The sequence below is a fragment of the Mycoplana dimorpha genome, from assembly GCF_003046475.1.
GTDB lineage: Bacteria > Pseudomonadota > Alphaproteobacteria > Rhizobiales > Rhizobiaceae > Mycoplana > Mycoplana dimorpha.
The window spans coordinates 137,501-146,108 of record NZ_PZZZ01000010.1 but is presented as its reverse complement, the minus strand read 5'-3'; the positions used below and the strand labels follow the sequence as shown (position 1 = coordinate 146,108).

General features: G+C 64.1%; 12 protein-coding genes, 1 pseudogene and 1 riboswitch. Of the genes and pseudogenes, 8 read left to right on the top strand and 5 right to left on the bottom strand.

The window, feature by feature from the left end:
* From C7449_RS20305 to sugE, 6 genes and pseudogenes are all read left to right on the top strand, one after another.
* Positions 1-192, top strand: a pseudogene (locus C7449_RS20305) (S-(hydroxymethyl)glutathione dehydrogenase); the annotation flags it as partial.
* Positions 192-665, top strand: coding sequence for a GNAT family N-acetyltransferase (locus tag C7449_RS20300; protein WP_108004722.1), 474 nt, complete (start codon positions 192-194; stop codon positions 663-665). The pseudogene C7449_RS20305 and the gene C7449_RS20300, both read left to right, overlap by 1 nt.
* A gap of 22 nt (positions 666-687) precedes the next feature.
* Positions 688-1,149, top strand: coding sequence for a YaiI/YqxD family protein (locus C7449_RS20295; protein WP_108004721.1), 462 nt, complete (start codon positions 688-690; stop codon positions 1,147-1,149).
* Positions 1,146-1,805 carry a DUF1345 domain-containing protein gene (locus C7449_RS20290; RefSeq protein ID WP_108004720.1) on the top strand — a complete coding sequence of 220 codons (660 nt, stop codon included), beginning with the start codon at positions 1,146-1,148 and terminating at the stop codon, positions 1,803-1,805. The genes C7449_RS20295 and C7449_RS20290 overlap by 4 nt, the downstream gene beginning before the upstream one ends.
* 26 nt (positions 1,806-1,831) lie before the next feature.
* A complete protein-coding gene (fghA, locus tag C7449_RS20285) occupies positions 1,832-2,665 on the top strand; it encodes an S-formylglutathione hydrolase (RefSeq protein WP_108004741.1) in 834 nt (277 codons plus the stop codon).
* A gap of 169 nt (positions 2,666-2,834) precedes the next feature.
* On the top strand, positions 2,835-3,149 hold the full coding sequence (gene sugE, locus C7449_RS20280; RefSeq protein WP_108004740.1) for a quaternary ammonium compound efflux SMR transporter SugE: 315 nt from the start codon (positions 2,835-2,837) through the stop codon (positions 3,147-3,149).
* A gap of 9 nt (positions 3,150-3,158) precedes the next feature.
* Here sugE and C7449_RS20275 read toward each other — a convergent pair whose 3' ends face one another.
* From C7449_RS20275 to C7449_RS20255, 5 genes are all read right to left on the bottom strand, one after another.
* Complete coding sequence (locus C7449_RS20275) at positions 3,159-3,551, bottom strand: DoxX family protein (protein ID WP_108004739.1); 393 nt, start codon at positions 3,549-3,551, stop codon at positions 3,159-3,161.
* A gap of 231 nt (positions 3,552-3,782) precedes the next feature.
* Positions 3,783-4,571, bottom strand: a complete 789-nt coding sequence (locus tag C7449_RS20270; RefSeq protein WP_108004719.1) for an ATP12 family chaperone protein — start codon at positions 4,569-4,571, stop codon at positions 3,783-3,785.
* Positions 4,564-5,229 (bottom strand): HAD-IA family hydrolase, encoded by a 666-nt coding sequence (locus tag C7449_RS20265; protein ID WP_108004718.1) that lies wholly within the window; start codon positions 5,227-5,229, stop codon positions 4,564-4,566. Before C7449_RS20265 ends, C7449_RS20270 begins: the two co-directional genes overlap by 8 nt.
* 2 nt (positions 5,230-5,231) lie before the next feature.
* A complete protein-coding gene (locus C7449_RS20260; protein ID WP_108004717.1) occupies positions 5,232-6,224 on the bottom strand; it encodes an RluA family pseudouridine synthase in 993 nt (330 codons plus the stop codon).
* Positions 6,225-6,295: 71 nt separating this feature from the next.
* The gene (locus C7449_RS20255; RefSeq protein ID WP_108004716.1) at positions 6,296-6,532 is read right to left on the bottom strand and encodes an Lrp/AsnC ligand binding domain-containing protein; all 237 of its coding nucleotides are present in this window, start codon (positions 6,530-6,532) and stop codon (positions 6,296-6,298) included.
* A gap of 208 nt (positions 6,533-6,740) precedes the next feature.
* Between C7449_RS20255 and C7449_RS20250 the strand changes: the two genes are divergently transcribed.
* Together C7449_RS20250 and gcvT are read left to right on the top strand one after the other, a co-directional pair.
* A complete protein-coding gene (locus tag C7449_RS20250; RefSeq protein ID WP_108004715.1) occupies positions 6,741-7,046 on the top strand; it encodes a hypothetical protein in 306 nt (101 codons plus the stop codon).
* Positions 7,047-7,208: 162 nt separating this feature from the next.
* A riboswitch (glycine riboswitch) is annotated at positions 7,209-7,308 on the top strand.
* Between the two features lie 140 nt (positions 7,309-7,448).
* On the top strand, positions 7,449-8,588 hold the full coding sequence (gene gcvT, locus C7449_RS20245) for a glycine cleavage system aminomethyltransferase GcvT (protein ID WP_108004714.1): 1,140 nt from the start codon (positions 7,449-7,451) through the stop codon (positions 8,586-8,588).
* Positions 8,589-8,608: the final 20 nt, after the last annotated feature.

Sequence of the window (8,608 nt, the reverse complement as noted above, 5' to 3'; positions counted from 1 at the left end):
CGGCAGTGGATGGGCACCGCGTTCGGCGGCGCCCGCGGCCGCACCGACGTGCCGAAGATCGTCGACTGGTACATGGACGGCAAGATCCAGATCGACCCGATGATCACCCACACGATGCCGCTCGAGGACATCAACAAGGGCTTCGAGCTGATGCATTCGGGCGAAAGCATCCGCGGGGTGGTGGTCTACTGATGACCACACTCGACCATCGAGTGGACGTGCGGAGGGCCGATGAGCTCTCCGCACACGAGTTCTATGCCCTGCTGAGATTGCGCGTCGACGTCTTCGTCGTCGAGCAGAAGTGCCCCTACCCCGAACTGGACGGCAAGGACATGGATGCCCTGCATCTGAGGATGCTCGCGGCCGACGAGCTTGTTGCCGCGGCGCGGATACTGCCGCCGCTGCACGCCGGTGCCCCGGCCAGGATCGGACGCGTCGTCGTCGCTCCGCACCAGCGCGGGATGCGGCTGGGCGAAAAGCTGATGCGGGAGGCGATTGCCGCCTGCGAGCGGCTTTATCCCGGCGTTCCAATCGGCCTCTCGGCACAGGGCCATCTGGCGGGATTTTACGAATTCCTCGGCTTTTCGCCGACTTCAGGGTTATATCTTGAGGACGACATCCCTCACATCGACATGGTCCGGCCGCCAGCGACCCACGGCGCCTGATCCGAGAAAAAGCCAGTACGCCATGATCTACGTCGACGCCGATGCTTGTCCCGTTAAGCCGGAAATCCTCAAAGTCGCCGAGCGGCACGGGATCGCCGTTACCTTCGTCGCCAATTCCGGCCTGCGCCCCTCCCGCGACCCGATGGTCAGGAACGTCATCGTCTCGGGAAGCTTCGATGCAGCCGACGACTGGATCGCCGACCATGTTCATGCCGATGACATCGTCGTGACGGCGGATGTGCCTCTCGCCGGTCGCTGCGTCGCAAAGGATGCGCTTGTTACCGGGCCGACCGGCCGGCTCTTCGACAAGGCCAACATCGGCATGGCCAGCGCGATGCGCGATCTCGGCGCACACTTGAGGGAGACCGGCGAAAGCAAGGGCTACAATGCGGCCTTTTCGGCCCGCGATCGCTCGGCGTTCCTGGAGACGCTCGAGCGGCTGTGTCGCCGGGCGAAATCCGCACGCGCGCAGGATCGCCCATGAACAGGTCAGCCTTGAGAGCGATCGCCCGGGAACGCCACCGGCCCTTCCTCGCCGCGGTGCTCGCTGCGGCAGCGGCATTGGCGGTTTCGCTATCGGTCAGGGAACTGATATTGCAACTGCCGGCAATCAGCTTCTTTTTGGTATATCTGTTGCTCGTGGCAAGGCGCATTCCCCATCTCGATGCGGACTTTTTGCAAAGGCGCGCCACCGACACGGACGAACCGGCACCCGTCATCTTCGCGGTCACGCTGGGCGCCTTCGCGGTGTCGCTCGGATCCCTGTTCAGCGTCCTGAACTACTCCGGTGCGATCCGCCCCCTTGAGTTCAGTCTGTCCTTCGCCTCCGTCGTGCTCGGCTGGTTCACCATTCATACGATGGCGGCGCTGCACTACGCCCATTTCTACTGGCGGCCGCATGGTGGTCGGATGATGCAGCCGGAGCAGCGAGGACTTGATTTCCCGCAGACGGACGAACCGGCGATCTATGATTTCCTCTATTTCGCCTTCGTTGTCGGCATGACCGCGCAGACCTCCGACGTCGCCATCACCACCACGGCGATGCGCAAGTTCAACCTCGCGCATTCCATCGCGTCGTTCTTCTTCAATACCGTGCTGGTCGCAGCCGCCGTCAATGCGGCGGTGGCACTCGCCTCCTGACTGCAATCCCTTCAATGGAGCTTTTCATGAAAGTACTATCCCAGAACCAGGCCTTCGGCGGCATGCAGGGCGTCTACGCCCACGATTCGTCTGCAACGAATTGCCAGATGACCTTCGCCGTCTTCGTGCCCCCGAAGGCGGTCGAAGAGCCCTGCCCGGTCCTGTGGTATCTGTCCGGCCTTACCTGCACGCATGCCAACGTGATGGAAAAGGGTGAATACCGCCGCATGGCAGCCGAACTGGGCCTCATCGTCGTCTGCCCGGACACGAGCCCGCGCGGCGACGACGTGGCGGACGTACTGACCAACTGGCAGATGGGCAAGGGCGCCGGCTTCTACCTGGACGCCACCGAAAAGCCCTGGTCCGATCACTACCGCATGTACACCTACATCACCGAGGAGCTGCCCGCCCTTGTCGGGGAGCACTTCCGCGTCGACATGAGCCGGCAGGGCATCTTCGGCCATTCCATGGGCGGCCACGGGGCGATGACGATCGCCTTGAAGCACCCCGATCGTTTCAAGAGCTGCTCCGCCTTTGCCCCGATCGTCGCCCCCTCCACCGCCGACTGGTCCGCCCCGGCGTTCGAAAAGTATCTCGGTTCGGACAAGGCCGCATGGCGCCAGTACGACGCCTGCGCGCTGGTCGAAGACGGCGCGCGCTTCCCGGAATTCCTGATCGACCAGGGCAAGGCCGACCAGTTCCTCGAAAACGGTCTTCGCCCCTGGCTGTTCGAGGAGGCGGCGAAGGACACCGGAATCGGCGTTACGCTTCGCATGCATGAGCGCTACGACCACTCATACTACTTCATCTCGACCTTCATGGACGATCACCTGAAGTGGCACGCCGAGCGGCTCGCCTGATCCTCCCCGACCCATGGCGCCCGCGCATAACTGGATTGCGCGGGCGGCTCTTGCCTTGATACGCGCCGATCAGGATATTGGCGCCAGCAGACGGCTGCTGCCGTGGCTCTGGATCGAGTCGCGGAAACGAATGCGGGGACGGCCCCGCTCCTTTGAAATGGAGCAGGACTTGTCCTGGATTTTGCTTGCACTCGCCGGCCTCTTCGAAATCGGCTGGGCCATCGGTCTGAAATACACGGACGGCTTCACCAAGCCCCTTCCCACCGCCCTCACTGCCGCGGCAATGATCATCAGCATCGTGCTTCTCGGCCTGGCCGTCAAAAGCCTGCCGATGGGCACCGCCTATGCGGTATGGACCGGCATCGGCACTGTCGGAACCGTCATCCTCGGCATCATCCTCTTTGCCGAACCGGTAACGGCGATGCGGCTCGGCTGCATCGCGCTGATCGTCACCGGCATCATCGGCCTGAAGTTCGCCGCCTGATCTTCCTGCTCAGCGCCGCCAATTGTCGAGAGCGAATGCGCCGGGCCCGGCGAAGAACAGATAGAAATAGATGAAACAGAACGAGATCGCGGCATCGCCGCGATTGTTCACCGGCCAGAAGTTGACCGGCATGTGCGCCATGAAATAGGCGACGGCCATGAAGCCGCAAAGAATGAAGGCGGTCGGCCGGGTGAAGAGTCCAAGCAGCATCAGCCCGCCACCGATCGTCTCGAGCACCCCGGCAACCCCGATGAGGTTCTCCAGATTTCCGAACGGCTGTGGTGCGGGCGGGAAGTCGAAGAATTTCTGCGTGCCATGCTCGATGAACTGCAGTGCAGTCATGATCCTGAGCGCAGCCAGCGCATAGGGCTGCCATAGGGATAATCGCTCGGATAACGTCATGTTCGCCTCCTGCCCGGCACGCCCGGGCCTGAGCTGGAGTTCCACTCGCTTCCGAGATTATAGGGCAAAGGGCGAGACGGCGGGCCGGAAAATCTCACCTGCCAGGACTGCGGCAGCCACACAGGCGCGGCATGCGTCAGACGTGTCGAGAGAAGCACCTGTGACCGCCCATCGGCCGCCGCATGACGTCGGGAGCCGTAACGTCGTGCTCCCGTCGGTTTGCGACCACTCTCAGCCGGTTCGCATCGCGTTGAAGACGCCGGCTGCCACGTCGAGCTCCTGCCGGCGCAACTCGCGGCGACGGAACGCCTCCTCGTCGGTGCCCCAGTGCTCGATCTGCCAGTCCTCGTCGATATGCGCCAGCTTCCAGACCGTCTCGGAGTCGAGGCGCCCATGCGCGAAGGCAAGCGCCAGGATGGCCGAGCCGGTGAGCGTGGTGACGGTGTGCAGGCAGGCGATCGCGAGCGGCGAGGAAAACTTTCCCAGCGCCGACGCAAAGGCGGCGATCGCGGCCGGCGGCTGTTCCTGGTGGATGACCCCCTCGGCCAGAATGAACCGCGCGCCAACGGCAGCCGCTGCCCATTCCAGCACCGGATCCCAACCCTGGCGATGGAGTTCGACCAGTCGTTCCGGACTGTCGGCGCGATAGCAGATCATGTCTGTGCCGGCGAAGCGGACGATCTCGTCGACGACGGCGTCCCGGTTGTCCGCCACGCCGTCGAGCGCCGTGTTGACGAGCCGCGTTACCGGCATTTTCGCCGGATCGATCTCCTCGACCTGGGCATCCCATTCCGCCTTGAGGCGATCCGCCACCGAAGCGGAGGCGACAACCAGCGGCCGCTTCGCCGGAGTGCGCACCGGACGCCCGTCAAGCAGGATGGCGTAGCCGTCGTCCGTCGCGCCGATCGACACCTCCTTGTAGAACCGCTTCGGCAGCGGCCGCTTCATCTGGATCTGGGCGCGGCGGACCGGATCGGGGTCGCTCATCGCGTCGGAAAGGTCGGAGAGAATGTCACGCATCGGATAGTTCCAGCCATTCGAGCAGTTCGGCCGGCTCCCTGAGAATGTGGTCGGCCCCCGCCTCTATAAGTTCGGGAACGCTGGCATAGCCCCAGGCGACACCGACCGCATGCGCGCCGGCTGCCTTGGCCATCTGCATATCGTAGATCGCGTCGCCTATAACAACCGTCTGCGCCGATTCGATCCCCGTTTCCGCGCAACATTCGGCGACCATCGCCGGGTGCGGCTTGGAGGGGCAGTCGTCGGCGGTGCGCGAGACGAAAAAGGTCTTTTCGAAACCGTGCGCCATCCGGATCGCATCGAGGCCGCGCCGCGATTTCCCGGTCACCGCCCCGAGCAGCAGTTCGTCTTCCCTTTCGAGACGCTGGATCAACCCGTCGATGCCGGGGAAGAGCGGCTCCTGGAAACCGGGTTCGGCGCGCACGCCCATGAATATCTGCTTGTAGTGCGCCGTCATCGCCTGGGCCTCCTCATCGACATGCGGCTTGCCCTGCAGGCGGGCGATGGCGATGTCGAGCGTCAGGCCGATGATACCCTTCGTGGCGGCAAGTGCGGGTCGGGCATGGCCGAAGTCATCGAAGGTGCGCGCCATCACCTCATGGATCAGGCCGGCGCTGTCGACGAGCGTGCCGTCGCAATCGAAAAGAACGAGGCGCATCTCTAGTCTTCCTCGTCCGCCGCCGTCTGATCGAAGCCGAACAGGTTCCAGGTCTGCACCATGTGCGGCGGCAAGGGCGCTGTCACACGCAGCCGCCCGCCCGAGGGATGCGGGATGTCGATGTGGCGGGCGTGCAGGTGAAGGCGGTTCTGCACGCCGCCGGGAAAGGTCCAGTTGATATCGGCGTCGAAATATTTCGGATCGCCGAGGATCGGATGGCCGATATGGGCGGCGTGGACGCGCAACTGGTGGGTTCGGCCGGTATAGGGCTCCATCTCCAGCCATGCAAAATTCTGCCCGGCCTGCTCGACGATGCGATAGTAGGAAACGGCGTGGTCGGCGCCGTCCTCGCCGTGCTTGGCGATGCGCATGCGGTCGCCGTCCGGCGTCTGCTCCTTGACGAGCCAGGTCGAGATCTTGTCCTCGCGCTTGCGCGGTACGCCCTTAACGATCGCCCAGTAGGTCTTCTGCGTGTCGCGCTCGCGGAAGGCGGCCGTCAACTTCTGCGCCGCTCCTCGGGTGCGGGCGACGACGAGCACACCGGAGGTGTCGCGGTCGAGGCGGTGGACCAGGCGCGGCTTTTCGCCCTTCTGGTTGGTCCAGGCCTCCAGCATCTTGTCGATATGGCGGGTCACGCCGGAACCGCCCTGCACGGCAATGCCCGCGGGCTTGTTCAGCACGAACACCTTGTCGTCCTCGTGCAGGAGCATGCGCGACAGCAGCTCGCCGTCGGGCGAGTGCTTCAGGTCGCGGCCGCCGATCGGACCGGCCTTGGTCTCCTTGGCATCGACGCCCATCGGCGGGATGCGCACCGTCTGGCCCGGCTGCACGCGGGTATCCGTCTTGGCGCGGCCGCCGTCGAGGCGAACCTGCCCGGAACGCAACAGCTTCTGCAATTGGCCGAAGCCAAGCCCCGGATAGTGGACCTTGAACCAGCGGTCGAGCCGCATGCCCGCCTCGTCCTGGTCCACCTGCCTGTGTTCGATGCCTGCCATCTTCGCCTTCTCTTCCGTCAGCGCCGTGCTTTAACGCATGTGCCGGCAAAGGGGAAGTTGCAGGGATACCGTCAGAACGCCCGGAACGTCAGCGTCGTCAACGAACGGACGATGCCGGGGATGACGGCAATGTTGTCGTTGATGAACTTGCCGATGTCCTCCTCGTTCTCGACGTAGACCTTGAGCAACAGGTCGTAGTCGCCGCTGGTGGAGTAGAGCTCCGAGATCAGCTCGGTCGCGTAAAGGGCGTCGGCCACCTCATAGGTCTTGCCGGGAGCACATTGCAGTTGGACGAATATCGGTTTCATAGGATCACCCCGCCGCCGTCGCGGCCATTTCGTTCGGTCCGTTGCGGACCCTGCCCGCTTTATGGCGGAGTTCGCCCGCCGAAGGCAAGTGCGTCCTCGGGCACGGTGATCCGTTAAAACTTTTTTAAAATGCAACCCCTAGGATTAACGTCTGAACAATCTGCAACTGTTAACAAGTCGCTATTCCAGTCGAACATGGACCGCTTTCATGTCGCAGATCGTCACAGTATCGCCCGTAACCGCTGCCTACGCCGCGCAGGCCGGCAAGCCCGTGGCGCGCGCCACCACGCTGTTTGAACAGAAGATCGAAGCGTGGCGCGATGCAGCCAGGATCGATGGCGACGAGCGCGTGAAGGCCTATCTGACCCTGGTCCAGCCGCCGGCACTGGCGCTGGCCCTGCTGACGACCAAGCGCCAGCCCGACATCAGCGCCGCAGAGGCTGAACGCATCTACGCGGAAATCGCCGGCCAGTCTCTCGCTGATCCGGACGCCAGGCCAACCGCCGAAGACTAAGGCCGCTCCTGACCCTCCGTTTCCGACCGCGGGCGTCTTCTACCGAAGCCGCCTTTTGCGTTTTTGCGATGTCATTGTCGCGGCTCCGGCCAGGGCGACAAATATTTGCCGAGCCGCGACGCTTGGCTCTTGCCAAATTCGAAATGACGCCGTTATGTGGCACATACCTCGCTGGGAGAAGCTGGCCGCCGGATTACGGCAGGCCGGTGCCGAAGGAGCAACCGCCCCGGAAACTCTCAGGCAAAAGGACCAGCAAGGTGCCGACAGGACTCTGGAGAGAGGCGTTCACGCGCCCGCCGAAGGGATAACAATCTCAGGCGAACGGGACAGAGGGGGCTCACGAAATGGCGCTGCGGCGCCGAAGATGAGCCGGCGCGTGAAGCGCCAGACTGGAGGGCGCCTTTGGACGTTTCGTCTGACCTTAAGAAAACCCCGCTGCACGAGCTGAATGTCTCGCTCGGTGCCCGCATGGTGCCGTATGCCGGCTATGAGATGCCGGTGCAATTTCCTGCCGGCGTCATGAAGGAACACCTTCATACGCGGGCTGCCGCCGGGCTTTTCGATGTTTCCCACATGGGGCAGATCACCATTCGCGCCCGGTCCGGCAACACCGCCGATGCGGCCCGCGCCCTCGAGGCGCTCGTGCCGGTCGACGTGCTCGGCATTGCCGAGGGACGGCAGCGCTATGCGCTCTTCACCAACGACCAGGGCGGCATCCGCGACGACCTGATGATCGCCAATCGCGGTGACCACCTCTACCTGGTCGTCAACGCCGCTTGCAAGGATGCCGATTTCGCATACCTGCAGCAGCACCTCGGCGAAACCTGCGACGTGACGATGCTGGCCGACCGGGCGCTGATCGCGCTGCAGGGTCCGCGCGCCGAAACGGTGCTCGCCGAGCTCTGGGGCGACATCGCCGGGATGCGTTTCATGGATGTGCGGGCCTGCGACCTGCACGATGCGGACTGCATCGTCTCCCGCTCCGGTTATACGGGCGAGGACGGCTTCGAGATTTCGATCCCGGCCGCCCAGGCCGAGGCGGTCTGCCGTCGCCTTCTCGACCATCCGGACGTTATGCCGATCGGCCTTGGTGCGCGTGATTCGCTTCGCCTCGAAGCCGGGCTCTGCCTCTACGGCAACGATCTCGACACGGAAACCACGCCGGTCGAGGCCGCCCTCGAATGGGCGATCCAGAAGGTGCGGCGCACCGGCGGCGAACGTGCCGGTGGCTTCCCGGGATCCGAGATCATCCTCGGTCAACTGGAAAAGGGCGCCGCACGGCGACGGGTCGGCCTGAAGATCGACGGCAAGGCGCCGGTACGTCCGCCTGCAAAGCTCTATTCCGACGCAGACGGCAAGGCGGAAGTCGGCCAGGTCAGCTCCGGCGGCTTCGGCCCGAGCGTCGAAAGCCCGATCGCGCTCGGCTATGTCGCGACGGCGCTTGCCGCCCCCGGAACGCAGTTGTTCGCGGAGGTGCGCGGCAAGTACCTGCCGGTCACCGTCAGTGCCCTGCCCTTCATCGCCAACACGTTCAAACGCTAGCGATGATCACCTTCGTTCGG

Bases quoted from the DNA above. Each gene is read 5' to 3' on its own strand.
- C7449_RS20295 (WP_108004721.1), top strand. From the start codon at position 688: ATGATCTACGTCGACGCCGATGCTTGTCCCGTTAAGCCGGAAATCCTC.
- C7449_RS20275 (WP_108004739.1), bottom strand. From the start codon at position 3,551: ATGACGTTATCCGAGCGATTATCCCTATGGCAGCCCTATGCGCTGGCT.
- C7449_RS20255 (WP_108004716.1), bottom strand. From the start codon at position 6,532: ATGAAACCGATATTCGTCCAACTGCAATGTGCTCCCGGCAAGACCTAT.
- C7449_RS20270 (WP_108004719.1), bottom strand. From the start codon at position 4,571: ATGCGTGACATTCTCTCCGACCTTTCCGACGCGATGAGCGACCCCGAT.
- C7449_RS20250 (WP_108004715.1), top strand. From the start codon at position 6,741: ATGTCGCAGATCGTCACAGTATCGCCCGTAACCGCTGCCTACGCCGCG.
- C7449_RS20260 (WP_108004717.1), bottom strand. From the start codon at position 6,224: ATGGCAGGCATCGAACACAGGCAGGTGGACCAGGACGAGGCGGGCATG.
- C7449_RS20290 (WP_108004720.1), top strand. From the start codon at position 1,146: ATGAACAGGTCAGCCTTGAGAGCGATCGCCCGGGAACGCCACCGGCCC.
- fghA (WP_108004741.1), top strand. From the start codon at position 1,832: ATGAAAGTACTATCCCAGAACCAGGCCTTCGGCGGCATGCAGGGCGTC.
- C7449_RS20265 (WP_108004718.1), bottom strand. From the start codon at position 5,229: ATGCGCCTCGTTCTTTTCGATTGCGACGGCACGCTCGTCGACAGCGCC.
- C7449_RS20300 (WP_108004722.1), top strand. From the start codon at position 192: ATGACCACACTCGACCATCGAGTGGACGTGCGGAGGGCCGATGAGCTC.